This window comes from Allgaiera indica (genome assembly GCF_900106675.1).
In the GTDB taxonomy this organism is placed as follows: domain Bacteria; phylum Pseudomonadota; class Alphaproteobacteria; order Rhodobacterales; family Rhodobacteraceae; genus Acidimangrovimonas; species Acidimangrovimonas indica.
In genome coordinates, this window is record NZ_FNOB01000014.1 from 51,692 (window position 1) to 77,812 (window position 26,121).

Below are 26,121 nucleotides of genomic sequence, written 5' to 3' on the forward strand. Positions count from 1 at the left end.
TTCAGACGGACGGGGCGCGGTGGCCCAGCAGAATGATCACGGCGCCGGCCAGGCACAGGCCGGCGCCGATGACGTCCCAGCGATCCGGGGCCTGTCCCTCGATGGCCCAGAGCCAGGCCAGCGACGCCAGGATATAGATCCCGCCATAGGCGGCATAGGCGCGCCCGGCCAGCGACAGATCGATCCGCGTCAGCAAGACGGCGAACAGCACCAGCGAGACCACGCCCGGAATGGCCCAAAGGACCGAGCGGTTGAGCCGCAAGATTGCCCATAAGGCGAAGCAGCCCGCGATTTCGAACAGCGCGGCCGCCGCATAGACCGGCCCCGCCTGGCCGAGTTCGGATAGTTTCATTGCATGTCCCGCCCCAATGGTTGGCTTGCGTCGCCCCAGCTTTTGCTACCGCCGGCGTGATGATGGATCCCCAGATAGCCCAAGTCGGTCAGGACCGCGATGGCAGGGCCGATGCCGAAGGCCCGAAACCGGCTTCTCGATGACTATTGGTCATTTATATCCCCTGTGGCGGATGAAACGGGACGAATGTCACCCCTGTCCGGCGGATTGCCCCGGGGCCATCCGGGCGCCACAAGATGGCAGGCGGCCCGACTTGGCAGGCGATCCGGCGGGCAACCCCGAAGCTTGTCTTCCCGGCAGCGATCCATCAACCTGGATCTGCCGCCCCACATGCCGTCTCCGGCGGCCAGGAAGGGATCCGGCGGCCGATCTACAGAAAACGAGCGAAGAATACATGAGTATATCTGTCGAAGAGGGAGGCCCGGACCTGGCGCTCCTCTCGGATCCGCAGGTCAGGGACGCGCTGTCCGCTCTCATGAACGAGTCCCGGCTGGCCGCGCGCTGGGGCGGGCTCTCGCCCGAAACGCGGCAAGTGCATCAAGAGATCCTGCGGACGTTTCTGACCGAAGGCGCGCCGCCTGCGGCGTCGGAGTTCCGCGCCGAAACGCTGGCCGACCTGGCCGCGCGCGATCTGGTGCATGTCCGGGACCGCGAGATCGCGCTTGCCTATCCCTTCTCTGCCCGACCGACCGATTTCAGGGTCAGATTGCGCGGTGTGACGATCCATGCCATCTGCGCGGTCGACGCGCTCGGCACCGCCGCCATGGCCGGCACCGCGGCCGAGGTCACCTGCGTCTGCCCGATCTGCCGAACCGGTGTCGATATCACCGTCGCCTCCGATGGGTTTGCGGTCGACCATGCCTCGCGGCCCGAGGCCCGGGTCTGGACCGGCGTCAAGGATGTCGGAACTTGCGCCGCCGACAGCCAGTGCAAGACGATGCGGCTGTTCTGCGGCCCCGAACATCTGGCGGCCTGGAGGCGCTCTCAGCCGCCCTCGGCACGCGGGTTCGACCTGTCGCTGACCCAGGGTGTGCAACTTGGCGCGGCGATCTTCCGGCCGTTCATGCAGTCCCCGCACGACAGGGCCGCTTCCTGACCACGCTTGCCCCGTGCGGGTTGACGGCGGGCGCGGTTTCGCCCCGCCGCCCGCAGGGTTCGCAGATGGAGTGGCAACGCGGGCCGGCCGCCCAACGACCGCGCGCCTTCCAAGTGCGATCGGTTCGAGAAAGACCGCGAAGCATGCGGATTTCGGCACTCTGGCGGTCAGGGCCCTATTCGCGATCCCGGCTCTGCCGTCAACACGGGGCCGTGGCGGAACGGCTGCTTGGGCCATGGCGGATTTGCCGCGCAAGTTCTTCGACCACCCGCGGGCGCTGACCCTTCGCGAGGTAGAGATTGACCGAGAACGGCGGAAGCTTGGGAAGGACCCCTGTGAGAGCCAGGATGTCGAGATCGCTCGGGACGGTCGAGGCCAGCCAAGCCGAGACCGCAAGATCAGCCCGGACGGTGGCGCGTGTCGCATCGATGCTGCCGCTCTCGAACATCGTGCGCCAGGACAGGCCGCAATCCTCAAGCGCCCGCAAAACGGCGGGACGGAAGGCGCAGGTCTCGGCCACCAGCGAAACCGGAAGCGGTTTTTTCAGATGTGCCGCGCCCCCCCTTGCGCCGACCCAGACCAGCTGATCGACCATGAGGCGTTCCCCATGGGATGGCCCCACGGGCTCTTCGATCAGGGCAAGGTCCAGCGCGCCGTTGCTGACGGCGCTTTGCAGATCCGGTGACGCCAGACAGACAAGCTCGATCTCCACCTTGGGGTGCGCCTCGGCAAACGCCGTCAGGATCGGGGTCAACCACGTCCCCAGTAGGTCAATGGCCTCGGCCGCGGCGGGGTTGGGCGGCGTCCTTCTGGCGTTTCCCGCATTGCAATTGGCTATGAAAGGGATCGGCACGCATTATCTGCTGTGGCTAGCATGGAAAATCGCGCGCAGCGGATCACCGCAGCTGCATGCGAAGATCGCCAAGCCCACCGGCTTTGTGGGTGCGATCTGGCTGGTCTGGCAAAATCCCAAGGGGTGGGCAATGACATTGGGGGCGGCCGCTTCCTTCGCGTCGCTCGCCGCGGGGCCGATGGATCTGGCGTTCATGCTTGGCGCTTCGTTCGGCATCGCGGCGAGCCTTTCGCTGTCCTTTTGGTGCGTGGCGGGGCTACTTCTGGCGCGGCTGCTTAGAACGGATGCGCAATGGCATGTCTTCAATGCGCTTCTGGGCGCCTTGCTCGCGGTCTCGATCCTTCAGTTGTGGCTTGAATGAGGGGAACACTTCGCCGGGCGTCTATGCGGCCAGCCGTGACGCGGCCAGGGCGTTTCGGGCCGCGCGGTCATCGAGGCGGTGGTTCGGGGCCGCCACGGTCAAGCCGCGGCCCGCTGATCCGCGCGCTCAGACACCGGCATACCACTCATAGCCCCGATCCTCCCAATAGCCACCCTTGCCGCCGCGAATGCCCGAGAGCGTGGACACCAGCGTGATCGACTTGACATACTTGGCCATCTTGTAGCCCAGCTGCCGCTCGACCCGCAGGCGCAACGGCGCCCCGTTCGCCACCGGCAGGGGCGCGTCATTCATCGCCAGGGCAAGGATGGTCTGCGGATGGCGTGCAGTGCGCAGGTCGATGCTTTCATAGTAGAATTGCGGCCCGTCCAGCCCGGTGCTCAGCGCATCGAAACAGCGAAAGACGACATAGCGCGCGGCAGGGCGCGTGCCCGCCCGATCAAGCAGGTGCGACAGGCGCACGCCTTGCCATTTCGCGATGCAGCTCCAGCCCTCGACGCAATCGTGGCGGGTGATCTGGCTTTGCTGCGGCATTGCCCGCAGATCGGCCAGCGACAGCTTCAGCGGCATTGCGACCTCTCCGCCAAGGGTCAGCCGGTAGTCCGCGAAGCCGCCCTTCTTCAGCGTCAGGTAGTCCGGTGCCTGCGGGTCGGTCGATCCGTTCGGACGCATCGGCTGGCGGATATCGGCCTCGGAATAGGTCGGGGCCAGCGCATCGCGGCCTTGAAACAGGCGCTGCGCCGCATCCGTCAGCCGGTTGGCCGAAAGCAGGATGCCCCGGGCCGGATCGTCCGGGTTCGACAGGAAGTCGAATGTCTTGCAGCCCGAGAGCGTTGTTGCGGCAAGGCTTCCGGCGCCGAGGCGCAAGATCGTACGGCGGTCCATGTCAGTCCTCCTCGGTTTCTTGGCCGTCGCCGGTGATCCTGTAGCGCCCGGTGACGATCGAGCGCAGCTCGTTCAGCGGCCCCGCGACCAGCACCATCGCGATATGGACCACGAAGAAGGCCACGATCAGCACCATCCCCAGGAAATGCAGGCTGCGCGCCGTCTGCCGCCCTCCGAAAAGATCGAGCAGCAGGGGCCAGGCCGCGTCCATTGCCGGCGACATGGTCAGCCCGGTCAGGATCATCAGCGGGAAAAGCACGAAGAAGACCGCGAAATAGGTCAGCTTCTGCACAGGGCTATAGCGCCGCCCGTGGCGCAGCGGGCCGCGCAGATGGGCGACGATGTCGCGCCCAAGACCCCGAAGGTCGCGGCGCCCGGGCAGGATATCGCGGCGCAGATGCCCGTTCACCAGGCTTGCCACCGCCCAGATCGCCAGCGTGCCCACCAGCGCCCAGGCGAAGAAGAAATGCACCACCCGCCCGGTGGCGAGATCCTGCGACGAAGGGATGGTGGCCCAGGCCGGAAAGGCGCGGGGCTGGGGGGCAGCGGCGGGCCCGCTCAGCCCCAGGACGCCGGTGGTGTCGAAGCGGTGGCCAAGGATCTGGGTGACGCCCTTCGCCGGCGTGGATCCCTGGCCGCCCTCGGCGCCGATCCGCAGCACGGCATTGTCGAAACCCTGCGTCATCCCGGATTGCTGCCCGATGTAAAGCACGGGGTGTGCGTTGAATATCTGCAACCCTGAGAGCAGCAGGAAGAAGACGCAGACGGCCCACATCCAGTGGGTGATCCGGGTCCAGGGCCCGTGCCGCCGGATCACTTCCGGCGTCGGTCCGTCAACTCTGTTTCGCATCCCGAGACCACCCGCGTCAGAATATGGGGCTGCCCGATGGCGGACAGCCCCGATCCAAGGTCAGCTTTTCGGCAGCATGACAGTGTTGATCACCTGGATCACGCCGTTCGACTGCATGACATCGGGGATCGTGACCATCGCGGTATCGCCGTTCTCATCCCGGATCATCAGCTTGCCATCCTTCTCGAAGGCGGTCAGCTTGCACCCGCCGAGGGTGTTGAGCGTCGCCTCGCCGGTCTGCATCGCCACCTTCTCGATGTCGGCCACGGTCTCTTTGCCCGCCAGCACATGGCAGGTGAGGATCTTCTGGAGCTTGGCCTTGTTCTCGGGCTTGAGCAGCGTCTGGACCGTGCCCTTGGGCAGCTTGGCAAAGGCCTCGTTGGTCGGCGCGAAGACGGTGAACGGCCCCTTGCCCTCCAGCGTCTTGACCAGGCCCGCAGCCTTGACCGCGGCGACCAGGGTGGTGTGGTCCTTGGAATTCACGGCATTCTGGATGATGTTCTTGCTGGCATACATCGGCGCGCCACCGACCATCGGATTTGCCTGCGCGGCAACGGCGGTCAGCGCCACGGCGGTGGCGGCGGCAAGGGTGCGGAAAGGTGCAGTCATCTGGGTTTCTCCTGTTGAGCGGACCCGGGAAAATCCCCGGTCCATGGTATCAGCTACGGGCCGCACCGGCGAAAAGTTTCAACGTGGAGAAAAAAATCGCGATGGCCGCCCCGATCAGGCGGTTCGGCGCGCGCCTTACGTCAGCGACAGGACCCCGGCGCCCAGAACCCGGGTGGGCCGACCATTGGGCGACCCGCCCGCGGGTTCCAGGCTGACCGCCAGCGTGTCGCCCGCGGACAGCTTCGGCACGGTCAGTTTCCGTGTCGCTGCGCTGACAAGGCCCACCGGGGCCGGCGGGTTGCCGGGCGTGATGATCCACAGCTCGTAATCATGCGCCGCCGCGGGGCCCGGGCCCCTGGTGCGGGTTATCGTCACGACGTTTTGGTCCGTGTCATAGCGCGCCTGGAAGATCAGCGCGCCGTCCGCGGCCGCGATCCGTGCCGTCAGAGCCTGGGGCGTGGTATCGAGCCCGGTGAGGTAGACGCCGAAGGCGGCCACAGCCGCCGTGGCGCCAAGCGCCGCGAGGAACCAGCGCCGGCGCGGAAGCCGTTTGGCGACAGGTTCGGGCCGTCCGAAGATCCTGGCCTCGATCGCCGGCATCAAATCAGGTGCCGGTTCCTCTGGATATTCCGCGTCGAGAGGCGCCAGATGCGCGGCCCAGCCGGCGACCTTTTCCGCAAAGGCGGGCTCACGGCGCAGGCGGGATTCGACGGCCAGCCGCTCGGGCAACGAAAGAACCCCAAGGACGTATTCCGCGGCAAGGAAATCGTCGCCGTCTTCGGGCAGAGGAGGGGGAAGCGTGCTCATTGTGCAAGACACTCCTTCAGCCGAAGCAGCCCCCTTCGCAGCCAGGTGCGCACAGTGTTGAGCGGGATCGCATGCCGATCCGCCAGTTCCGCATAGCTCAACCCATCGAGATAGGCCCCCCGGATCGCGGCGGCGTGGGCGGGCGGCAATATCTCGAAGCATTTCGAGACGCGACCTGCCTCGCCCTGCGCGACGGCGCGCGCCTCTGCGCCCGGCGCAGGGTCGGGGATCATCGCGAACGGGTCTGATTCGCTGCTGTCGATCGTCTCCTCTCGACGTGACCGCAGCCGGTCGATGGAATGATTTCTCGCGATCGAGATCAACCATGTCATCGCCCTGCCCCGGTCTGCGTCGAACCGGCCGGCATTGATCCAGATCCGTGTAAACACTTCTTGTAGGGCCTCCTCGGCCTCTGCGCGGTTCCTTAATATACGGAGGCAAACCCCGTAGAGTTTCGCAGAAGCCGCAGAATAAAGCGTACGAAACGCCACCCGATCGCCACCGGCGACGCCCTTCAAAAGATGCGCGATCTGATCGTCCTGCATCCACGCAATGTGAAGACAGCCGATCTTTCGTCAAGTGCTGATTCACGGTCGATCCCCGAATGTGGGGCAGGTCCGCCAAGGTTCCCGCTGTCCGGCCGGATCAGGAAACCCTCATCGTGCCTGCAAGTAGGACGTGCCTGGCGGTGCAATCAGTCTTGCCGATATCGCCCCGATCGCCACGGCCCAGTGCAACGCGCGGCCCGCGCCGGTCGCGTGCCGCGCGTCTATCGTTCCGCAGGTGCTTGGATTGGGACGGACAGAGCGGTAAGGCCTTGGCCAGACCGTCGCATCCGGTAGATCAAATGACACGCCATCCACAATTCGGCATCTTCCTTGGCCTTTTCGGGGCGCTGGCGATCACCCCCGATACGCTGCTCATGCGGTGGTCGGCGATGGGCGGTGCCGAGATGACTGCCTGGCGCGGGCTGCTGATGGGCGCGACGCTTCTGTCGGCATGGCTGATCTTCCGGCGGCGGCATCTGCGCGGCGATCTGCGCGCCATCGCCTGCGGGGCGGGCATGTTGGTCGTGGTCTGCCAGTTCTTCAACCTGTCGCTCTTCGCGATCGGCATCGCGGTGGCGCCGGTTCCCGTGGTGCTGTTCAGCGTCGCGACGACGCCGATCTTTTCCGCCCTCCTGTCCCGGATGCTGCTGGGCGAGGGGACGCATTGGTCGACCTGGGCGACGATCGTGGCGGTGCTGGCCGGTATCGGCATCGCGGTGTTCGGGGCGTCGCCGGGCGGGGCCGGGGGCAGCCCGCTGTTGGGGGCCGCGGCCGGGCTGGGCGTGGCGTTGAGCCTTGCGCTCAGCTTCGTCACCATCCGTCGCCGCACACAACTGCCGATCCTGCTGATGGTGGCGGTCGGCGCCATGCTGGCCGGTCTTTTCAGCCTGGCGTGGATCGGGCCTAGGGCGATGGCGGGCGGCCACCTCTGGGCCATCGCGCTTTCCGGCGGGCTGATTCTGCCGGTATCGTTCTTCTCGCTTTCGCTGGCGCCGCGCTACACGCAGGCATCGAACGTGAGCCTCTTGCTGCTGCTTGAAACCATCCTTGGCCCGATCTGGGTCTGGGCAGGCATCGGTGTGGCGCCGACGCCGGCGATGCTGGCCGGCGGCGCGATCGTGATCGGAAGTCTCGCGGTCTACCTATGGTATGCCGCGCAGCGCCAGACCCGGGTGCGCGGCTTGGCGCCCAGTTCGGAACCCAGTTCGGGGGCCAGTTTGGACGATGAGGGCCGCGTTTCCCCTTCGACGCCGACACCCGCCATGGCGCCGGGATCCGTGACGCAGTAGGACAACACCCGGACCGCGCCGTCGACGCGGGTCACCATCTCGGACGGGAAGGAAGACCTCATGCACGACGACCAGCCGCGGGGGGTCGAAACCTATCTTGCCTTTCAGGTGATCCCGCGCGTGCGGACCGGCAACAATTATGAGGTTGTCGACCGCGCGATCGATGTGGTGAAAAACGCCAATGTGCCTTTCGTGGTCGGCGCGATGGAGACGACGATGCGCGGCGAGCTGGACCAGTTGCTGGAGATCGTCAAGGCGGCGCAGCAGGCCTGTCTTGATCACCGCGCGGTCGAGGTGATCACCAATATCAAGATTCATACCACAACGCCATCAACAACGCCCGTGCGCTGTGCCAGGCCGCGACCGTCATGATGCACCGCGGGCGATCGACATGGCTGAGAACATGGGCCGCGCAGGTCGCTCGCCGCCGTGGCGCAAAGCGTGCCATGGTCGCTCTGGCACGACGCATCGCAGTGATCCTTCACCGGATGTGGGTCGATGACACCGACTTCCGACCTGAAATCGCAGTGCTCCGTGCGGCCTGATAAACTGAGTTTCGAACCGTTGCCTGCCTGACTGCAGGCCTTCGAGGTCCCCCAGGGACGCAGTTCCGATGATGCCGTGGTCCGGACGGTTGCCGATCCACATCGAGCACGCCAATGAGATGGGCACATCGGAATTGCATTTGAACCAGCATCATGTTGGCGGCCATCGCGCCGACCACGGACCGAAGCATGCACCCGGGTGATCTCAGACGAAGGCGGCAGTGTCAGAAGGACGGCCTCGAAAGACCAGATGTTCAAAACCGCACCATGGCGGCGGGCCTCGCATGCGCTAAACCAATTGCCTGGGACCGCCCCGTTACCGAAGGCCGGAGCCTAGAAATCCAGCCCGATGTCGAGCGTTCTGGCCGAATGGGTCAGCGCGCCGGACGAGATGTAATCGACCCCGGTCGCGGCAACCTCGGCCACGCGCTCCAGCCGCATGTTGCCCGAGGCTTCCAGGGTAAGCCGACCCGCAGTCATGGCCACCGCCCGCCGCAGGGTGGGCGTGTCCATGTTGTCGAGCAGAACCACCTCGGCGCCGCCCTCGTCGAGCACCTCGGCCAGTTGGTCGAGACGGTCAACCTCGATCTCGGCGCGCATCATGTGCGAGGCACCGGCCTTTACCGCGCGCAATACCGGACGTATGCCCCCGGCGGCGGCGATGTGGTTGTCCTTGATCAGGATCGCATCGGAAAGCGAGAAGCGGTGATTGAAACCGCCGCCATGCAGCACCGCCTGCTTTTCGACGAGCCGCAGGCCCGGGGTGGTCTTGCGGGTGCAGGTGATGCGGGTCGGGGTGCCCGCGGCTTGCGCCACGAAGGCGGCGGTCAGGGTGGCGATGCCGCTGAGCCGTCCGGCGAAGTTCAGCGCCACGCGTTCGGCCGAAAGGATCGAAGCGGCCGCGCCCTCGATCTCCATCAACAGGTCACCGGGCGCAATCCGGCTGCCGTCCGTGACATGGGGCGTGATCCGCAGCTCGGGGTCGACAAGGCGAAAGGCGAGGGCGGCAACCCGCAGGCCCGAAATCACGCCCGCCTCACGCGCACAAAGGCGCGCCATGTATTGCGTTCCGGCCGGGATCACCGTGCGGGTGGTGATGTCGCCATAGGTGCCAAGGTCTTCCATCAGCGCGGCGCGAACCAGCGGTTCGAGGATCAGGTCGGGTAGGGGGGCTTGCTGTGTCATCACGGCTCCATTCGGGTGGGGGTGCGCAGCGATTGCGCGTCATCCAGGGTCATGGCTGAGCGCTGTCCTTGCGGTTGGGCCGGTTCGGGGAAGTCCGAGCGGTAATGCGCCCCCCGGCTTTCCCTTCGGTTCAGGGCGGCGGCGGCGATGAGGGTTGCGGTCGCGGTCATGTTGCCCATCGTGGCGCAATCGGGTTGGGCGGCCTCCACCTCGGCGATGTCGTCAAGCGTGCGCCGCAGGCCGGCCGCGTCGCGGATGACGCCGGCGCCGTCGGTCATGCTTTGGCGCAGCCGCGCCACCAGCGCGGGTTCGGGCGCCGGGGCGGCAGGCAATTCGGGAAGGGCGACTGCGGGCGCCGCGCCGTGCCGCGTGCCAAGGGCGCGATCGATTTCGCGGGCCGCGCGGCGGGCGTAGACCAAGGCTTCGAGCAGCCCGTTGGATGCCAGCCGGTTCGCGCCGTGCAGCCCGGTCGAGGCCGCCTCGCCACAGGCCCAGAGGCCGGGAAGCGAGGTCAGCCCCCCGGCGTCGGTCGCGATGCCGCCCATATGGTAATGCGCGGCGGCGGCCACCGGGATCGGATCGCGAAGCGGGTCAAGCCCGGCGACCCGGCAGGCCCTTGCCACGGCCGGGAAGTCGGACAAAATCCTGGCCCCCAGTGCCGCGCGGGTGTCAAGGGCGGGCGCTTGCCCCGCCTGGGTCTGCGCATAGATCGCCCTGGCGACGATGTCGCGGGGCGCAAGTTCGGCATCGGGATGCAGATCGCACATGAAGCGTTCGCCCTGCCGGTTGACCAGAATGGCCCCTTCGCCACGTAGCGCCTCGGTGGCCAGCGGGGCCGGATCGCTGCCGCAGGCGATGGCGGTGGGATGGAACTGGACGAACTCGGCATCCGCGATCACCGCGCCGGCGCGCGCGGCCATGCCGATGACCTGGCCCCGTATGCGCGGCGGATTGGTCGTCAACGCATAAAGCCCGCCCGAGCCGCCGCCCGCCAACAGGCAGGCCGCGCCGCGGATCAGGCACGGGGCCGACTGGCCGGGGCCGCAGCGCGCCACCTCGACGCCCGTCACCGCGCCCTGTTCGACCCGCAGCGCGGTGGCCATCACGCCTTCCAGCACCTGGACATGCGCCGCGTGCCGAAGCTGCGCGATCAGGCTGCGCATGATTTCGGCCCCGGCCTGATCGCCGCGGACCCGGACGACGCGGGCGAAGGAATGGGCGGCTTCGCGCGAAAGCAGGTAATCATCGGTCGCCGTCCGGTCGAAGGGCGTGCCAAGGCCGGTGAGTTCCAGGATATGCGCCCGCGCTTCCGCCGTGACGCTTTCGGCCACGTCGGCGTCGACCGCGCCCGCGCCCGCGATGATGGTGTCGCGGGCGTGGGCCGCGGCGCTGTCGCGCGGGTCCATCGCGGCGGCGATCCCGCCTTGCGCCCAGGCGGAACTTGCCCCCTCGCCAAGCGGCTCGGGCGAGATCATCAGCACCGGGCGCGGCGCAAGGTTCAGCGCGGCGTAGATTGCCCCCAGCCCCGCCCCGACGATCACGACGCAAGGGGTGTCGATCACCTGCATCGGGCTTATCCGGCCAACCGGCGCGAGAGGTCGATCATCCTCTGCACCGCCAGACGCGCCCGGTCCGCGATGCCTGGATCGACTTCGACCGCGCCTTGCATCGAGTGCAACGACCAGAGGATCTTTTCCAGCGTGATCTTCTTCATGTAGGGGCACATGTTGCACGGGCCGATGAACTCTACCTCGGGCAGTTCGTCAGAGATGTTCGAAGCCATGGAGCATTCGGTCACCAGCATCGCCTTCTCGGGGCGCTCGTGCTGGACATAGGCGATGATACCGCTGGTCGAGCCCGAGAAATCCGCCTCGGCGACCACTTCGGGGGGGCATTCGGGATGCGCGATGATGCGCGTGCCCGGGTTCCATTCGCGAAATTCGCGCAGCTCTTGCGCGGTGAAGCGTTCGTGGACGACGCAGGCCCCTTCCCACCAGACGATGCGCTTCTCCGGTACCTGCCGGGCGACGTTTCGGGCCAGATATCGGTCGGGCGTCATGATGACCGTGTCGCTTTCCTGCGCGGCGACGATCTGCGCCGCATTGGACGAGGTGCAGCAGATGTCCGAGGCGGCCTTCACCTCGGCGGTGGTATTCACATAGCTGACGACCGGCGCGCCCGGATATTTCGCGCGCATTTCGGCGATGCCTTCGGCGGTGATGCTTTCGGCAAGCGAACAGCCGGCCTCGCTGTCGGGGATCAGCACGGTCTTGCCCGGGTTCAGGATCTTCGCCGTCTCGGCCATGAAATGCACGCCGCACTGGACGATCACCTCGGCGTTGACCTCGGTTGCTTCGATCGCCAGTTGCAGACTGTCGCCCACGACATCCGCGACCCCGTGATAGATCTCGGGCGTCATGTAATTGTGGGCCAGGATCACGGCGTTTCGCTCTGCCTTCAGCCGGTTGATCGCGGCGACATAGGGCGCGAATACCGCCCAGTCCGGCGGTGAAACCACCCGACTCATGCGGGCGTAGATGTCGGCAGTGGCTTCGGCGGTCTTGAGGGAAGGCGAAAGATCGTAGTGATCAGCGAGTTCGGCGCGCAGCGCGATCTGGTCGAGCACGGACGGATTATCCTCGGTTCATTGCGTTCCGTCACGGCGCGTGACGATCGCAACAGGGTTTCTGGTGGCCGGTGAAGGAGCTGTCCAGGTAGCGTTTGACTGGGGCCGTGGAAGGCCTGGCTAGTCCTCGCATCGAAGGGAGTAACTGAATGCACCCGGTTCACCCCGGCACCTAGGGGAGTCGTTTCCGCCGATCAACACACGGGCCTTCAATTTTCCGCGCCTTGCAATCTTTCCGCCCTTGTCATCGGCGAGACCGCGCATTCCGGCCCGCCCTTCCGCGAACAATGCGCCATCGTTTCACCTAAAACGGTTTCGATGCGACGCAGATCGGTGATTTTCGCGCCAATGGGTTCGATCCGGCGTGATGCGACGGCCTGAGCCCTGGCGCAGGTTGCGGCATGGCAGGCCACGAGACCTAGAAAATCGCCAACCTTTTCAAGGCTGAAGCCAACATCGCGCGCGCCTGTTCGGCGGGCAGAGGGTGGCAGCCGAAGGCTGCCGACAGGACCCTGGCGACGGCGCTGAAGAGGGGCTGAATTCAACCGTCAATCGGCAGGAATGAACTTTTGGGCGGCGATGGCGCGACCCGCGGGAACAAGTTGACCAATGGGTTCGACGCGCCCAAACAGGTCGCCGGGCAAGACGGGCGCGCGTTGACCCCCAGCCAGGGGGGAAGATGCGCTGCGGGCCGAGCGCGAAGGACCGATGACCGGCCGATCGTCACCCACCGGGCCGTGGCAGTTGGGGGCGGACGAAACCGCATGGACGCGCCGCAAGACAGGCGACAAGAGCTTCGCCGGCAGCTGACGCTTTGCCGCGCCTGCGGCTATTGCGACGGCTATTGCGATGTCTTTCCCGCGGCCGGGCGCGCGCAGGTCTTGGCGAACGAAGACCTGACCCAGCTTGCCAGCCTGTGCCACAATTGCCGCGGCTGCTATTATTCCTGCCAATATGCGCCGCCGCACGCGTTCGGGGTGAACCTGCCGGCAATATTGGCCGAGGTGCGCAGCGATAGCTGGGACGGGATGATCTGGCTCAGAAGGCCGATGCGGCTGTTTCAGACCCGCGGGCTTCTTGTGGCGCTGGTTCTCGGCCTCGGTATCGCGGCGATCTTGTCGCTGGGCCAGCCCCACCCCCAGGCGGGCGGCAGTGGCCTTTATCGTGACATGTCACATGCCATGATGGTGACGGTCTTCGTGCCGGCATTCCTGGCGCCCATCGCGCTGGTGCTTGGCGGTATCCGTCGCTATTTGCGCAGCGTCGATGCCGGGCCGGTACGCCTGCGCCACATCAGGACCGCGCTGATCCGCGGGATGCGGCTGGATAACCTGTCGGGCGGCCACGGCCAGGGCTGCAATTTCGAACGCCAAGACCGGTTTTCAGACCTTCGCCGCAAACTGCACTGGGCGACGGTGGCCGGTTTCCTCCTTTGCTTCGCCGCGACCATGGCCGGGGCGATCATGCATTATGCCATGCACCTGCCCGCGCCCTATGGCCTGGCCAGCCCGCCAAAGTTTCTGGGGGCCACGGGGGGCGTCCTTCTTTCCTTCGGCGCCGCCGGGTTGGGGCTGCTCAAGCTGCGCGCGGACCGAGGCCTTGGCGATGCACGGGTCTGGGGTGGCGAACTTGCCTTCATCTTGCTGCTTTTGCTTCTTCCCACCAGCGGATTTGCGCTGTGGGCCGCATCCGGCAGCCGGCTGGCGCCTTGGTTTCTGGGCCTTCATCTGGGCAGCGTTCTGACATTCTTCCTGCTGCTGCCGTATTCCAAGATGGTTCATGGTGCCTTCAGGTTGTCCGCGCTGATCGTCGAGGCGCAGCGTCAACAGGGATCCAGGCGCTAGCGAAGGGTTCCTGGCGCCCGGCTGTGTGCGTGGCGGGCCGCGCCCTCTCCCGCGATCCTTCCGAATACCGCGCCTATGGTGATCCCGACGCCGGAAAGATAGCCCGTGCCAAGGACGCCTGCGGCCATGATCATCCCCGCGGCGAACAGATGATCGCTGGGGCGTCCGTCGCGCAGGATCACGCGTGCCCGGGCATCGACCCCGACGCCATGGCAGGTGAACGACACACCGGGGCAGAGCGGCTGCGCCCAATAGGGCGGGCTTCCAAGGCGCCCGAACTCCTGCGCGGAATGCTTCAAAACGCCCGGCTCTACCTGCAACACGGCCGCCAGTTCCTCTATCGTGTCGGCCCTCCAGGCCGGGAATGGTGTCGGGGCGCGGGCGCGGGCGCGCATCGCGGCATCATCCAGGATCAGGGTCGCCCTTTGGTCGGGGCGTTCGGCGATCAGGTTTCCCCAGGTCGCGTAATGATGTGGTCCCGGGTCGGCCCTTTCGTCGTGAAACCGCCGCCCCGCGCGATCGACGACCATGCCCAGCGGGATATCCTTTACCCGCGTCACGATCCCGCCATCGTGGCGGGGAGAACGCGCATCGACCGCCACCATATGGCACGCCCCGGCCACGCCGGTGGATCGCGCACCCAGGTTCAGCAGCGATTGCAGGACCTCGCCTTCTGCAAACGGCGTGCCTCGGTTCACCAGCCCGCCCGTCGCGGCGCCGCGTTCGCGTCGCAGCCAATCCGAGTTTGCCTGATATCCGCCGCTACAGGCGACCACCGCTTTCGCCGTCACGGTTTCGAAGGCCGCGCCACGGACGATCCTGGCCGCGCCGTCGCCGGTCAGGTCGCTGACGGTCGCGCCATATCGAATGGTCACGCCACGACATTCGGCCGCGGCATAGAGGGCGTTCAACATGGTTTTTCCCCCGCCCAGCAGGAAGGCGGTCTTGCGTGACCAGGGAATGCGGCCACGCCCGAAAGCTTCGAACACCACGCCGCGCGCCGACAACCAGTCGGTGATCGTCTCGGACCCCCGCGCCAGCGCCCGGATCAGCGTTTCGTCCCCCTTGCCACCGGCTGCCCGTGACAGATCCGAAGCATATTCCTCTGCGCCATAGGTGCCGGGCGACAGCACCGTTGCGCCGTCATGCGCGACGCGAAGGTTTCTGGAATGCCTTGTGTTCCCGCCGCGCATGTCGATCGAGGCCTTTTCCACCATCATGACCGACGCGCCGGCCTCGCGCGCCGAGATCGCGGCACATAGCGCCGCCACGCCCCCCCCGGCGATCAGAACATCACAGGTCGTATCCGCTGTAAGATCGTTCGTCATGTCCCATGCTTCTTCGCGGCTACGGGGATGGCCCGGGACCACGACAATCCGAAACCGGTGCGCTGCGCAATGGCGCGGTTGCAGCGCCCCGCCCATCGCCGTGCAGCCGGTCGTAAAATGATGTTGTGCCGGACGCCATGGATACCTACGCTCGCAGCACCATTCGGTGCCCGCTTCGGCGGGAGAATCGGGAACGCGGTGAAACTCCGCGACGTGCCCAACGCTGTAAGGGTGATCCGCCGGACATCAGCCACTGGCTTTCATAGCTGGGAAGGCGCCCGGAGGGAGACGAGCCCAAGTCAGAAGACCGGCCGAAGGGGATAGGCGACCGTCTGGAATGCGGTGGTCACGATCCATCGAAGGGGAAAACAGATGGATATTACCCAACCCCAACCGGGGCGGGCGGATGCGTTGGACGCCGCCGCCCGCGAAGCTGTCTACCGTACGATCCTGAGCCGACGAGACGTTCGGGGCGAGTTCCTGCCCGATCCGGTTTCGCAGGCGCAATTGTCCAGGATATTGCTGATGGCCCACCATGCGCCCTCTGTCGGGTTCATGCAGCCGTGGGATTTCATCCTGATCCGCGACCGAAGCGTGAAGGAACAGGTGCACGCGCTGTTTGACCGGGCGAACGCGGAAGCCGCGATGATGTTCGAGGACAGCAAACAGGCAACCTATCGCGCTCTGAAGCTGGAGGGCATCCTTGAATCGCCGATCAATATCTGCGTGACCTGCGATCGCGAACGCGCGGGCCCGGTGGTCATCGGGCGCACCCATATCCCTTTCATGGATCTCTTCAGCTCTGTCTGCGCGGTTCAGAATCTCTGGCTTGCGGCGCGCGCGGAAGGCTTGGGTCTGGGCTGGGTTTCGATCCTGGACAATGCGGCCCTGCGCAAGCTGCTTGGCATTCCCGCGCATATCGTCCCTGTCGCCTATCTTTGCATCGGACATGTGAAGGGCTTCCATGAACGGCCGGAACTGGAGAAATGCGGCTGGCGGCAACGTCTGCCGATCGGCGATCTGATCCATTTCGATCGCTGGCAGGGCCATCACCGGAACGCGCCGCTGCTGTCGCGGCTGCAGCGGGACCAGGACGCCATCGAGGACGGGACGTTTCTTTCGTCACGTCTGGCCTGAGCCAAGACACCGCAGCATTCGGCAACTTCGTGCTGGCCCGGGCGTATCGCTGCGCCGCGGGCCAGTGCCATCAATCCATCAAACCATCGCCCGGATCGCCGACAAGATGACCTTGTCGCCGCGGGCAGCCCATGAAGGTGAAATGACATGATCCAACCGCTTTTTCCCGCCCCTTCCTTTTCCGATCTGCGCGACCGCGTCGTGGCGCTGCCCGACGCCGACGCCGGGGCCATCAAGGCCGCCCGCGCGCGTCAGGACAGCCTGACCAAGCCGCCGGGGTCACTGGGCCGGCTGGAAGACCTGGCCGTGTTCATGGCCGGCTGGCATGGGGTCGCGCGGCCCCGGATCGCACAGGCTCAGGCGTTGGTCTTTGCCGGCAACCACGGGATCTGTGCCCAGGGGGTGAACCCTTTCCCGCAGGAGGTGACGGCGCAGATGGTGGCGAATTTCCAGGCCGGGGGCGCGGCCATCAACCAGCTTTGCCGTGCTTCCGGCGCCGAGCTGACAGTGATCGCGCTTGATCTTGAACGCCCGACCGCCGATTTCAGCGCGGGCCCGGCGATGCGCGAGGCCGAGGTTCTGGACGCGATGGCCCGCGGGGCCCAGGCCGTCGACCCCGGGGCGGACGTGCTGATCCTGGGGGAGATGGGGATTGGCAACTCGACCGTCGCGGCGGCGCTGACGCGGGCGCTGTTCGGCGGCACGGCGGACGAATGGGTCGGGCCGGGGGCCGGTTCGGACAGCGAGGGGCTGCGCCTCAAGGCGCGGGTGATCGAGGCGGGCGTTGCGCGGCACGCGGCGGCGCTGGCCGATCCGTTGGCGGTGCTGGCGGCCTTCGGCGGGCGCGAGCAGGCGGCGATCTGCGGTGCGGTTCTGGCGGCGCGGGCGGCGCGGATTCCCGTGATCCTTGATGGTTTCATCTGCACCGCGGCGGCGGCGGTGCTGCATGCGCTGGATGCGGGTGCGCTCGACCACTGCCTTGTCGGTCACGCGAGTGCCGAGCCCGGGCACCGGCGCCTGCTTGGCGTGCTTGGCAAGAAGGCGGTGCTTGACCTGGGGATGCGGCTGGGCGAGGGCTCGGGCGCGGCGGTGGCGCTGGGGGTGCTGCGCGCGGCGCTGGCGGCCCATGACGGCATGGCGACCTTTGCCGAAGCGGGCGTGTCGGGGGGGTGACCCCGCGCTTGCCCGAAGGCGCGGGCGGTCCCGGCCCTGTTGGCCCGCGCGGTCAGTCGAATGCCGCGATCCGCCTCAGAAGGTAGCCTTGCAAGGCCTTGGCGTTGTTGAACTGCTCGTTCCTGGCGCCGTAGATCAACGTGACTGGGCCCTCCTCGACCCGCGCCAGAAGCGCGCCAAGCGCCTCTGGCTGCAAGTCCAGCTCGGCGCCATAGCGGCGCTGAAACTCCGGCCATTTGGCAGGGTCGTGGTTGAACCAGCGGCGAAGCGCGTCGCTGGGCGCCAGATCCTTCATCCACGCCGAGAGACGGGCGCGATCCCTGGCCAGCCCGCGCGGCCAGAGCCGGTCGACCAGAATGCGCTGCCCGTCCGACACCCGGGCGGCGCGGTATGCGCGTTTGATGCGGATGTCGGTCACGCCGGTCGGTTCCTTGCGGTGGTCGGTGCAGCGGGTTGCGTCAGGGGAAAGCTAGGCCGCCCGGCGCGAACCGCAAGGTCAAATGGGTATTGTCAATGCCTATTGATGGGTGCAGGTTTGCCGCGCAAGGTCAGACGGCGGCAGCGGGGCAAAAAGATGATCGGGTTCGAGAACGGCACCATTCAGGTCGACGCGGAAGAGATCGCCCCCGGCCTGCGTCTGACGCCGGACGAGGTGATGCAGGGGTTCAGAAATGGCACGATCACCAGCGTCTGTGAACAGGGGCAGGACGAGGACGCCGGCCGGCACCGGCTGACGTTCACCTCGGCCGACCGGCGGCTGCGCCTGATCGTGGACGCCGAGGGGAGGGTGTTGAAACGATTGTCGGCGGACCGCGCGCCGGCGCGAACGGGGCAACAGCCCGAGGCCGGCACGGACCGCGCGCGGCAAACCCCGACTGCGGCTTCGCGGATCGGAGGCACCAAATGAACGACGACGATATCGCCGATGGCGGGTCTGGCGGCAGCTATGCCTCGCCGCCGTGTTTCTGGCATGAACTGGACCCGTCCCAGGGCGGCCTGCCCGCCGAGCCCGATGCGCAGCAGGCCCGCGACGTGGCGCGTTGGCGCAAGGCCGAGCGTATCCGCCTTCTCGACGCCCGCGCCGCCCTGCCGCTGGCTGTGCGCGAGGCCGCGGCGGCGGCCATTGCCGCGCATCTTGACCGGGTGATCGGCGATGTGGCGGGCAAGGTCGTGTCGGCCTATTGGCCGATCCGGTCGGAGCTGGACCTGCGGCCCTGGCTGGCCACGCTGATCGCGCGCGGGGCGGTGGCGGCCTTGCCGCTTGTGGTCGAAAAGGCCGCGCCGCTGCGATTCCGCGCCTGGGCGCCGGGCGTGCGGATGACGCGTGGGTTCTGGAACATTCCGGTGCCCGCCGAGGGCGACTGGCTGACCCCCGATATCCTGATTTCCCCGGTCGTCGGACATGATGCCGACTGCTACCGGCTTGGCTATGGCGGCGGCTATTTCGATCGCACGCTGGCGGTGGCGGGACCCGGGGCGCGGGCCTATGGTGTCGGCCTGGCGGCAAGCCGGATCGCCACCATCTACCCGCAGCCGCATGACATCCCGATGCGCGCCGTGGTGACCGAAACCGGCGTTTGCCAGCCAAGCGCCCGCTGACGGCGCCCCGCCGCGCGACACTGCATGACATGGGCGATACATAGGCTGGCCTTGCCGAGCGCCCCCAGCTCCGCGCGGAGCTGAGAGCGCGGAATGCTCCAGGCCCTGGCGTCGGTCAGGCGGGCATCTTGGCAAGCTGGTCGAGGATATTCTTGTAGTTCTCCACGCCCTGGGCGCCGGTCACCAGATGCCTGCGCGAAAAGACAACGGCGGGAACACCCCGGATACCCTGACGGATCCAGTGATTTTCAGCGGCGCGCACTTCGGCCGCGAACCTCTGGTCGGCCAGAACCGCCAGCGCCTCGGCGCGGTCCAGCCCGATCCCGGCCGCCACATCGGCCAGCACGGCATCGTCCGACAGATTGCGCCGTTCGGTGAAATGAGCGGTGAACAGGGCCTGTTTCAGGTCGTGCATCCGGCCCGACAGGTTTGCCCAATGCAGCAATTGATGCGCGTTGAAGGTGTTGTGCATCCGCATGTCGTCGGAAAAGCCGAAGGCAAAGCCCACCTCGGCGCCGATCGCGGTCATCCTGACCCGGCTTTCTTCAGACTGCTCTGGCGTGGAGCCGTACTTCTCGGCCACATGCTCGCGCAGGTTCTGGCCCTCGGGGGGCATATCGGGGTTCAGTTCGAACGGATGCCAGTGGATTTCATGCGCGGTGCCCGTCGCGTCCAGCGCGGCGGCCAACTGGCGGTAGCCGATGACGCACCAGGGGCACATAACATCCGACACGATGTCGATGCGCAAGGGTTGTGATGGTTCGGTCATAGTCTAGCCTTTCCGCTTGGCCCGGGACGAGGCGATCGCCCCCGAAAGCCCGTCATGCAAATCGTGAAATCGAAGGCGGCCGAGATCTCCGCCGTCTTCGGGCGTCATATCAGAAAGCCGCCCTGTGCGAATATAGCGCCGGGGGCGCGAATTGCCTATCCGTCGGGGGGCGGCGGCATGTCTTGCCGGGGGTGGCATAGGCTAATCCCGCGAACGCCGCGACGGACGCAGCGACAGCGCAATGCCCCCCAGCACCAGGACCGTGGCGGTCACGAAGCGCCAGCTAAGCGCCTCGCCCAGCAGGGCCACGCCGCCGGCGGTGGCAAGGATCGGAACGCCAAGCTGCGCGATCGCCGCGGTCGAGGCCCGCAGCTGCGGCAGCACATGATACCACAGCGCATAGCCCAACCCCGATGTCACCACGCCGGAGGCCAGCGCCAGCGCCACCCCCGTCGGGGTCAGCGGCGCGCCCACCGCAAGGGGAAGCGCGGCGATCCCGAACGGCGTGGCCAGCAGGAAATTCGCGGCGGTCTCGGCCTCGGGTTCGCTGGCGCCCCGGCCCAGGATCGAATAGGCGCCCCAGGCGATGCCCGCGGCGGCCATCAGCAAAGAGCCCGCCGGATCGGGCGTGGCGTGCCCCGCGGGCCACATCAGCCAGATCAGCCCTGCAAAGGCCACCGCCGCCCCGATCAGGCGCTGCGGAGGCATCCGTTCGCCCGACCGCAGGCCGGCAGAGAACATCGTGATCTGGACCGCACCGAACAGGATCAGCGCCCCCACCCCGGCCGAGAGCCACACATAGGCGAAGGAGAACCCCAGCACATAGATCGCCAGCGCCACGACGCCGCGCCACCGCCCCGGGGTTGCAAGCGGCAGCTTCCGCCCGCGCAAGATCACCAGCAGCGAAAGTGCCAGCGCCGCCGAGGCAAGCCGTATCGCGCTGAACGCGGCCGGGCCGATGCGCCCCTCGGCCAGGCCCACCCGCGTAAGCACGGAATTCGCCGCGAAGGCGATCATGGTGACGAGGATCAGCGCGAACAGTCGCATCCGGACTCCCAGGGAATGAACAGCACGCGAGGACATGCACCATTGCACCAAGAGATCAAGGTGCCGATGGGCTGTTCGCTTCAACCAAACCGAATGCTGGTCGCGGCGCGGCGAAGGTCGATCCCAAGGAAACGTGGACAGCTAGGGAAGAAGACCCCATCCATTTGCCGCCGCGCCAAGGACAATCGCGTTACCGGTTGACCAGGCGGCCGGGGCTATCGCCAAGGCGACGGCAAAAGGCACCGCAATGTCGAGCATGTATTCAAAAATTATCCCGGCTTCATCTTGAGGATGCTGTGACGACACGAGAGCTTGCATAGCCGGTACTTAGCTCACGGAAAAGTATGGGGTATGTTGCGATTATTCGGTCAAAGGGGCTTCGTCGATGGCCCCGATTGCCCGAAGGCGGGGATGCGGGCCTTGTGCCGCACCCCCGCCCTGAATGTGGATCGCAAGCGGCGCTTAGCGCGTCGTCGTGGCATTCAGCGGCAGATTGCCGGTCACCACCACATGGGTGCTACCCGCGCTTTGACCGTTGTATTGCTGCGCGAAGGGCATCCGCGGCTCGGCGCCCAGTTCGGCGACCTTGACCTCGCCCGCAGTGCCTTGGGTATCGGCGGCGCTGACCGGCTGGAAGGCCAGATCGGGCTGCGGGGCCAGAGCCTCGACCGAGACCGACATGGGGGTCGCGTCGGCAGCGGTCGCCACGCCATGGGCCATCGCCATCGGTGCGGCGGCGGTCAGCGACACAAGAGCGATTGCAGCGATTTTCGTCAGACGGATATCCATCTTTTCTTCCTTTCCTTCACAGCGTCTGGGCGGGTCCTTCCGGCGTGGCCGGGCAGATCGGAAACAGACAAGCCGGCTTCGCTACCGGTCCTTGAGGATCGGCGCGAACAGGCTATATCGTTTTCGGAGCACTGCCCTGGTGCGGCCGTCAGGCCGGTTCCGGCCAGACGAATGTGACTTTCTTATTATGGGCGCGGGCTGTGCCGCATCCCGGGGGTTGTCGATCTGGAACCGATGGGACCGGGATTATCCCCTGCCCGTTTCCGGGCGTGTTCCGTCGGTTCGTGACAGATATGTAAAACTGAACGGTTCAGTTTAAATATGCATCACAGATGCGTGTTTGTTCGTGATTTCCCGCGATCACGCCACCACAGGGCGTGCAAAAGCGCGGGACTGTCGCGACGCCGAAGCTGTTGACGGATCTGGCAGCGAAAGACCGGTTCCTTGCCGAACCCCGGCCACACCGACATCGGCGACCGTCGCCTGATATCGGCCCTGCAGCCGTTCATGACAGCCGCGGCCCGTATCGGATGAAATGATCCTGGCCCTCCGGCACAAAGCCTCACGCCTCGCCATTTTTGGCATACCATAATCGGGAAAATCTGGTATACCATTGCGGTAACGATCTCACGGCCCGGCACGGGATTGCCAACGTTGGGGCTAGAATTCTCGCGGAGATGGAGGACGGCTGCCTCGGCAGAAGCGCCGAGGAGGTCGCGCAAATGGGAGAGGAAAACATGCAACGAAGGGATTTTCTGCGAACGACCCTGGCGGGGGCCGCCGCGATCGCGCTGAACGACACGCTGCCGGGCATGGCGATCGCGGGGGCTAGGGAATGCTTCTCGCCCTGGGACAGCGGCACCCAGACCTTCGCGTGGAAGAAGAAGCAGGGCCCCTACAAGATCGCCCTGTCGAATTCCTACATCGGCAACATGTGGCGGACGGAGATGATCCAGATCGCCAAGGCCTATACCGAGGAGCCCGCGGTCAAGCGCGATATCAAGGAATTCATGGTTTCGAGCGCGGGCAACGACGTCAGCGCGCAGATCGCGCAGATGAACCAGATGATCCTTGCCGGTGTGGATGCGATCGTGCTCGACGCGGCCTCGCCCACCGGCCTCAACTCGGTGATCGACCAAGCGGTCGCCGCCGGGATCCTGGTGGTTTCCTTCGACAACGTGGTGACCACCAAAAAGGCCGTCTGGGTCAACCAGAACCAGTTCGAGATGGGCCAGAAATGGGCCAACTGGCTGGTCCAGAGGACCGGCGACAAGGGCAATATTCTCGTCGTGCGCGGCGTCGCGGGCACCTTCGTCGATCAGGAACGCATGAAGGGCGGCGAGGCGGTCTTCAAGAAATATCCCGGCATCAAGATCACCGAAGTCTACGGCAAGTGGGATGACGGCACCGCGCAGAAGGTGGTGGCGAACGCGCTGGCCTCGGGCACCAAATTCGACGCGGTCTGGAGCGAAGGCGGAGACACCGGCGTGGTGCGCGCCTTCCAGCAGGCGGGGCTGAAGATGCCGCCGATCGCGGGCGAAGCCGAGAACGGATTCCGCACGCTGGCGGCCAAGGACAAGTTCCCGATGCTGTCGATTGGCCAGTCGCCGGCCCTGGGCGCGCTGGGGATCAAGGTCGCGGTGGCGATCCTGAAGGGCGAGAAGCTGCCACAGTCGATCGCGACGCCGCAGCCGACCGCGACCAACGCGACGCTGAAGCCGGGGGTGAACTATTTCCCCAACCTCCCCGACAGTTTCTTCACGCCGATCTCGATCAGCGACTGCGGCCTGAACTTCACGGCCGAGAAGATCCTCAAGATCAAGGTCTGAGGCGCCCGCCGTCCGACTGCAAGACCACCGCCCCGGCCGATCGGGGCGGCGTATGGGGGAACTTGGATGACACCCGAAACGACTGGCGCGGGGTCGCTTCTGGAGGTGCGCGCGATCACCAAAAGCTTCGGCGGCGTCCAGGCGCTGAACGCGGCCGATTTCGCCTGCGACCGGGGCGAGATCCACGCGCTTCTGGGCGCCAACGGGGCCGGCAAGTCGACGCTGGTGAAGATCCTCAGCGGCGTGATGGCGCCCGACAGCGGCACGATCTTCTTCGACGGGCAGGAGGTGACGTTTTCCAGCCCCGCCGACGCCGGCGCGCAGGGTGTGGCGACGGTGTTTCAGGAACTTTCGCTCTTTGCCCATCTGACCGTGGCCGAGAACATCTTTATCGGGCATGAGCCGCTGACCCGCCTGGGCCAGGTCAGCGGGCGCCGGATGCGGGCGGCGGCGCGGGCGCTGTTCGACCGGCTCGGTATCGACCACCTGAACCCCGACGCGATGCTGTCCGATCTGTCGCTGGCCGACCGCCAGCTGGTCGAGATCTTCAAGGCGCTGTCACGCGATCCGCGCCTGCTGATCCTTGACGAGGGCACCTCGGCATTGGGCCGGACCGAGGTAGAGCGGCTTTTCGCGCTGCTGCGCAAATTGAAGGCCGGTGGCACCTCGGTGGTGTTCATCTCGCACCGGATGGCCGAGACCCGCGAATTCGTCGACCGGATGAGCGTGTTTCGCAACGGCGCCCTTGTCGGCACCGTCGCCGCGGCGGAGTGTTCCGACGAAGAGATCGTCGAGATGATGCTTGGCCAGCGGGTCGAGAAATCCTTTCCCGAACGCAGCCCCCTTCCCGCCGGCGCCCCGGTGCTGCTGGAAGTCGAGCGGATGTCCGATGGCAGCCGGCTCAGGGACATATCGCTGCGGCTGCGCGGCGGCGAGGTGCTGGGCATCGCCGGGCTGGAAGGCCAGGGCCAGGGCGAATTGCTGCTGGCGCTGTTCGGCGCCTACCGCAGGCTTTCGGGCCGGGTGCTGCTGCATGGCAAGCCCGCGAAGCTGTCGAAACCCTGGATCGCCAAGCGCGCCGGCATCGCCCTGATTCCCGAGGACCGCAAGACCGAGGGTCTGGTCCTGCCGATGAGCGTGCGCGAGAACGTCTCGATGGCCACCCTGCCCGCCTACGGGCGCTTCGGCTTCGTCTCGCTCAAGCGCGAGCGGCAGTTCGTGGCGCAGATGATCGCACGGCTGGAAATCAAGGTCGGCGGCATGGAACAGCCGGCGCGGTCGCTTTCGGGCGGCAATCAGCAAAAGCTGGTGCTGGCGAAATGGCTGGCGACCGGGGCCGAGGTGTTCCTGTTCTATGACCCGACGCGCGGCATCGACGTGGGCACCAAGCGCGCGTTCTACGAATTGATCGCCGGCCTCGCCCGCGCGGGCAAGGGCGTGATCGTCTACACGACGGAAACGAGCGAGCTTGCGGGCCTGTGCCACCGCGTCCTGGTGATGGACGACGGACAGATGGTGCGCAGCCTCGAAGGCCGCGACATCACCGAGCCGAAGATTCTGGCCGCCTCGTTCGGGCTTGGGGACGGCGCAAAACCCGAGAAGGTGCCAGCATGATCTTCAGACGCTACAACACCTCGGTGCTGGCGGTGGTCGCGCTGGGGCTGCTGCTGATCTACTACTATATCCGCCAGCCGCTGATCCTGTCGCCCTTCGGCGCGAAGATCCTGGCCAATCAGGGCACCACCCTGGCGCTGGCGGCGCTGGCGCAGCTTGTCGTGGTGCTGACCGGCGGCGTCGATCTGTCGGTCGGCGCGGTGGTCAGCCTGAGCAACTGCATCGCCGCCACCTACATGGGATCGCATCCGGCCTCGGTCATTGCGGTCTGCGTGCTGACGCTGGCGGTGGGCGCGGGGGCGGGCCTGGTCAACGGGGTGCTGGTGGCCTACGGGCGGATCCAGCCGATCATCGTGACGCTGGCCACGCTTTACATCTTTTCGGGTCTGGCGCTGATGGTGAGGCCACAGCCGGGCGGCCTGGTGCCGCCGTTCTACGCCAATGCCCTGACCGGCGGCTGGGGCTATCTGCCCTATGCGATGGTTGCGCTGTTCGTGATGCTGTTCGCGGTCTGGACGCCGTTGATGCGCTCGCGCCTGGGCACCGCGATCCGGGCCGTGGGCGACAACCCGGGCGGTGCCCATATGTCGGGGATCAACGTGCCGCGCACCTTGATCCTGGCCTATGTGATGGGCGGCGTCTTCGCGGCCGCCGCCGGGCTATACCTTACCGCGCAGACCACATCGGGCGATGCCGCGATCGGCACTTCCTATACGCTGAACTCGGTCGCCGCGGTGGTCTTTGGCGGCGCGCTGCTGGGCGGCGGGCGCGGGGTCGCGCCCGGCCCGGTGATCGCGGCCTATTTCCTGTCGATCATCATCAGCGTGCTGTTCGCCGCCGGCATCTCGCCATTCTATCAAAGCGTCTTTCAGGGCGGCATCCTGATGGTGGTGCTGGTGTTCGGCAACCTCTGGACGCTGCGCACCCGCAACTGGCTGACGATCCTCAAGAATTGACCTCAAGACCCG

The 26,121-nt window shown here is 66.4% G+C and carries 28 protein-coding genes, 1 pseudogene and 1 riboswitch; of the genes and pseudogenes, 13 read left to right on the top strand and 16 right to left on the bottom strand.

Annotated features, from left to right (window positions below):
• Position 1: 1 nt before the first annotated feature.
• Positions 2-352, bottom strand: coding sequence for a YnfA family protein (locus BLV97_RS13470; RefSeq protein WP_051646350.1), 351 nt, complete (start codon positions 350-352; stop codon positions 2-4).
• A gap of 394 nt (positions 353-746) precedes the next feature.
• Between BLV97_RS13470 and merB the strand changes: the two genes are divergently transcribed.
• On the top strand, positions 747-1,448 hold the full coding sequence (merB, locus tag BLV97_RS13475; RefSeq protein WP_160169209.1) for an organomercurial lyase: 702 nt from the start codon (positions 747-749) through the stop codon (positions 1,446-1,448).
• A gap of 199 nt (positions 1,449-1,647) precedes the next feature.
• On the opposite strand, the gene BLV97_RS13480 is transcribed toward merB, so the two are convergent.
• Positions 1,648-2,202 (bottom strand): LysR substrate-binding domain-containing protein, encoded by a 555-nt coding sequence (locus BLV97_RS13480; RefSeq protein ID WP_051646351.1) that lies wholly within the window; start codon positions 2,200-2,202, stop codon positions 1,648-1,650.
• A gap of 19 nt (positions 2,203-2,221) precedes the next feature.
• On the opposite strand from BLV97_RS13480, the gene BLV97_RS13485 reads away from it, so the two are divergent.
• Positions 2,222-2,662, top strand: a complete 441-nt coding sequence (locus BLV97_RS13485) for a LysE family translocator (protein WP_051646352.1) — start codon at positions 2,222-2,224, stop codon at positions 2,660-2,662.
• A 126-nt stretch (positions 2,663-2,788) separates the two neighbouring features.
• Here the strand turns inward: BLV97_RS13485 and BLV97_RS13490 are convergent, their stop codons facing one another.
• From BLV97_RS13490 to BLV97_RS13510, 5 genes are all read right to left on the bottom strand, one after another.
• Positions 2,789-3,565 carry a molybdopterin-binding protein gene (locus tag BLV97_RS13490; RefSeq protein WP_051646353.1) on the bottom strand — a complete coding sequence of 259 codons (777 nt, stop codon included), beginning with the start codon at positions 3,563-3,565 and terminating at the stop codon, positions 2,789-2,791.
• 1 nt (position 3,566) lies between these two features.
• Positions 3,567-4,415, bottom strand: coding sequence for a cytochrome b/b6 domain-containing protein (locus tag BLV97_RS13495; protein ID WP_035847043.1), 849 nt, complete (start codon positions 4,413-4,415; stop codon positions 3,567-3,569).
• Positions 4,416-4,475: 60 nt separating this feature from the next.
• Positions 4,476-5,024: a fasciclin domain-containing protein gene (locus tag BLV97_RS13500; RefSeq protein ID WP_035847045.1), complete on the bottom strand. Its 549-nt coding sequence runs from the start codon at positions 5,022-5,024 to the stop codon at positions 4,476-4,478.
• A 135-nt stretch (positions 5,025-5,159) separates the two neighbouring features.
• A complete protein-coding gene (locus tag BLV97_RS13505) occupies positions 5,160-5,831 on the bottom strand; it encodes an anti-sigma factor (protein ID WP_035847047.1) in 672 nt (223 codons plus the stop codon).
• Positions 5,828-6,376, bottom strand: a complete 549-nt coding sequence (locus tag BLV97_RS13510; protein ID WP_035847049.1) for a sigma-70 family RNA polymerase sigma factor — start codon at positions 6,374-6,376, stop codon at positions 5,828-5,830. Before BLV97_RS13510 ends, BLV97_RS13505 begins: the two co-directional genes overlap by 4 nt.
• A 302-nt stretch (positions 6,377-6,678) precedes the next feature.
• Between BLV97_RS13510 and BLV97_RS13515 the strand changes: the two genes are divergently transcribed.
• The 3 genes and pseudogenes from BLV97_RS13515 to BLV97_RS21610 form a co-directional block, all read left to right on the top strand.
• On the top strand, positions 6,679-7,668 hold the full coding sequence (locus BLV97_RS13515) for a DMT family transporter (protein WP_081825224.1): 990 nt from the start codon (positions 6,679-6,681) through the stop codon (positions 7,666-7,668).
• A 60-nt stretch (positions 7,669-7,728) separates the two neighbouring features.
• The gene (locus BLV97_RS13520) at positions 7,729-8,040 is read left to right on the top strand and encodes a thiamine-binding protein (RefSeq protein ID WP_035847051.1); all 312 of its coding nucleotides are present in this window, start codon (positions 7,729-7,731) and stop codon (positions 8,038-8,040) included.
• Positions 8,001-8,213 (top strand): annotated as a pseudogene (locus BLV97_RS21610) (IS110 family transposase); the annotation flags it as partial. The gene BLV97_RS13520 and the pseudogene BLV97_RS21610, both read left to right, overlap by 40 nt.
• A gap of 333 nt (positions 8,214-8,546) precedes the next feature.
• Here the strand turns inward: BLV97_RS21610 and nadC are convergent.
• The 4 genes from nadC to BLV97_RS21985 form a co-directional block, all read right to left on the bottom strand.
• A complete protein-coding gene (gene nadC / locus BLV97_RS13530) occupies positions 8,547-9,398 on the bottom strand; it encodes a carboxylating nicotinate-nucleotide diphosphorylase (RefSeq protein ID WP_092164100.1) in 852 nt (283 codons plus the stop codon).
• Positions 9,398-10,966 (bottom strand): L-aspartate oxidase, encoded by a 1,569-nt coding sequence (locus BLV97_RS13535; RefSeq protein WP_035847056.1) that lies wholly within the window; start codon positions 10,964-10,966, stop codon positions 9,398-9,400. Before BLV97_RS13535 ends, nadC begins: the two co-directional genes overlap by 1 nt.
• A gap of 5 nt (positions 10,967-10,971) precedes the next feature.
• Positions 10,972-12,024: a quinolinate synthase NadA gene (gene nadA / locus BLV97_RS13540; protein ID WP_035847058.1), complete on the bottom strand. Its 1,053-nt coding sequence runs from the start codon at positions 12,022-12,024 to the stop codon at positions 10,972-10,974.
• 209 nt (positions 12,025-12,233) lie between these two features.
• A complete protein-coding gene (locus BLV97_RS21985; RefSeq protein ID WP_081825225.1) occupies positions 12,234-12,569 on the bottom strand; it encodes a MerR family DNA-binding protein in 336 nt (111 codons plus the stop codon).
• A 219-nt stretch (positions 12,570-12,788) separates the two neighbouring features.
• Here BLV97_RS21985 and tcuB point away from each other — a divergent pair, with 219 nt between their 5' ends.
• On the top strand, positions 12,789-13,868 hold the full coding sequence (tcuB, locus tag BLV97_RS13550; RefSeq protein WP_035847060.1) for a tricarballylate utilization 4Fe-4S protein TcuB: 1,080 nt from the start codon (positions 12,789-12,791) through the stop codon (positions 13,866-13,868).
• Here tcuB and tcuA read toward each other — a convergent pair.
• Entirely contained in the window at positions 13,865-15,196 is a 1,332-nt protein-coding gene (tcuA, locus tag BLV97_RS13555) for an FAD-dependent tricarballylate dehydrogenase TcuA (protein ID WP_035847062.1), read from the bottom strand. The two genes, tcuB and tcuA, sit on opposite strands and share 4 nt — an antisense overlap.
• A gap of 147 nt (positions 15,197-15,343) precedes the next feature.
• Positions 15,344-15,526, top strand: a riboswitch (cobalamin riboswitch).
• Between the two features lie 42 nt (positions 15,527-15,568).
• Here tcuA and bluB point away from each other — a divergent pair.
• Both bluB and cobT read left to right on the top strand, forming a co-directional pair.
• Complete coding sequence (gene bluB / locus BLV97_RS13560) at positions 15,569-16,333, top strand: 5,6-dimethylbenzimidazole synthase (protein WP_035847064.1); 765 nt, start codon at positions 15,569-15,571, stop codon at positions 16,331-16,333.
• Positions 16,334-16,480: 147 nt separating this feature from the next.
• Complete coding sequence (gene cobT, locus BLV97_RS13565; protein ID WP_035847066.1) at positions 16,481-17,506, top strand: nicotinate-nucleotide--dimethylbenzimidazole phosphoribosyltransferase; 1,026 nt, start codon at positions 16,481-16,483, stop codon at positions 17,504-17,506.
• 52 nt (positions 17,507-17,558) lie between these two features.
• Here the strand turns inward: cobT and BLV97_RS13570 are convergent, their stop codons facing one another.
• Positions 17,559-17,924, bottom strand: a complete 366-nt coding sequence (locus BLV97_RS13570) for a DUF488 domain-containing protein (protein ID WP_035847067.1) — start codon at positions 17,922-17,924, stop codon at positions 17,559-17,561.
• Between the two features lie 156 nt (positions 17,925-18,080).
• Here BLV97_RS13570 and BLV97_RS13575 point away from each other — a divergent pair, with 156 nt between their 5' ends.
• Together BLV97_RS13575 and BLV97_RS13580 are read left to right on the top strand one after the other, a co-directional pair.
• Complete coding sequence (locus BLV97_RS13575) at positions 18,081-18,413, top strand: DUF6522 family protein (protein ID WP_143037539.1); 333 nt, start codon at positions 18,081-18,083, stop codon at positions 18,411-18,413.
• The gene (locus tag BLV97_RS13580) at positions 18,410-19,105 is read left to right on the top strand and encodes a 5-formyltetrahydrofolate cyclo-ligase (RefSeq protein ID WP_035847069.1); all 696 of its coding nucleotides are present in this window, start codon (positions 18,410-18,412) and stop codon (positions 19,103-19,105) included. Before BLV97_RS13575 ends, BLV97_RS13580 begins: the two co-directional genes overlap by 4 nt.
• A gap of 115 nt (positions 19,106-19,220) precedes the next feature.
• Here BLV97_RS13580 and BLV97_RS13585 read toward each other — a convergent pair whose 3' ends face one another.
• The 3 genes from BLV97_RS13585 to BLV97_RS13595 all read right to left on the bottom strand — a co-directional run bounded on the left by BLV97_RS13585 (position 19,221) and on the right by BLV97_RS13595 (position 21,710).
• A complete protein-coding gene (locus tag BLV97_RS13585; RefSeq protein ID WP_035847071.1) occupies positions 19,221-19,874 on the bottom strand; it encodes a DsbA family oxidoreductase in 654 nt (217 codons plus the stop codon).
• A gap of 201 nt (positions 19,875-20,075) precedes the next feature.
• Positions 20,076-20,921 carry a DMT family transporter gene (locus BLV97_RS13590; protein ID WP_035847073.1) on the bottom strand — a complete coding sequence of 282 codons (846 nt, stop codon included), beginning with the start codon at positions 20,919-20,921 and terminating at the stop codon, positions 20,076-20,078.
• Positions 20,922-21,383: 462 nt separating this feature from the next.
• Complete coding sequence (locus tag BLV97_RS13595) at positions 21,384-21,710, bottom strand: hypothetical protein (protein ID WP_035847074.1); 327 nt, start codon at positions 21,708-21,710, stop codon at positions 21,384-21,386.
• Positions 21,711-22,447: 737 nt separating this feature from the next.
• Here BLV97_RS13595 and BLV97_RS13600 point away from each other — a divergent pair.
• The 3 genes from BLV97_RS13600 to BLV97_RS13610 all read left to right on the top strand — a co-directional run bounded on the left by BLV97_RS13600 (position 22,448) and on the right by BLV97_RS13610 (position 26,109).
• Positions 22,448-23,539, top strand: coding sequence for a sugar ABC transporter substrate-binding protein (locus BLV97_RS13600; protein ID WP_160169210.1), 1,092 nt, complete (start codon positions 22,448-22,450; stop codon positions 23,537-23,539).
• Between the two features lie 66 nt (positions 23,540-23,605).
• Positions 23,606-25,153, top strand: a complete 1,548-nt coding sequence (locus BLV97_RS13605) for a sugar ABC transporter ATP-binding protein (RefSeq protein WP_092164102.1) — start codon at positions 23,606-23,608, stop codon at positions 25,151-25,153.
• On the top strand, positions 25,150-26,109 hold the full coding sequence (locus BLV97_RS13610; protein WP_035847087.1) for an ABC transporter permease: 960 nt from the start codon (positions 25,150-25,152) through the stop codon (positions 26,107-26,109). Before BLV97_RS13605 ends, BLV97_RS13610 begins: the two co-directional genes overlap by 4 nt.
• Positions 26,110-26,121 lie beyond the last annotated feature (12 nt).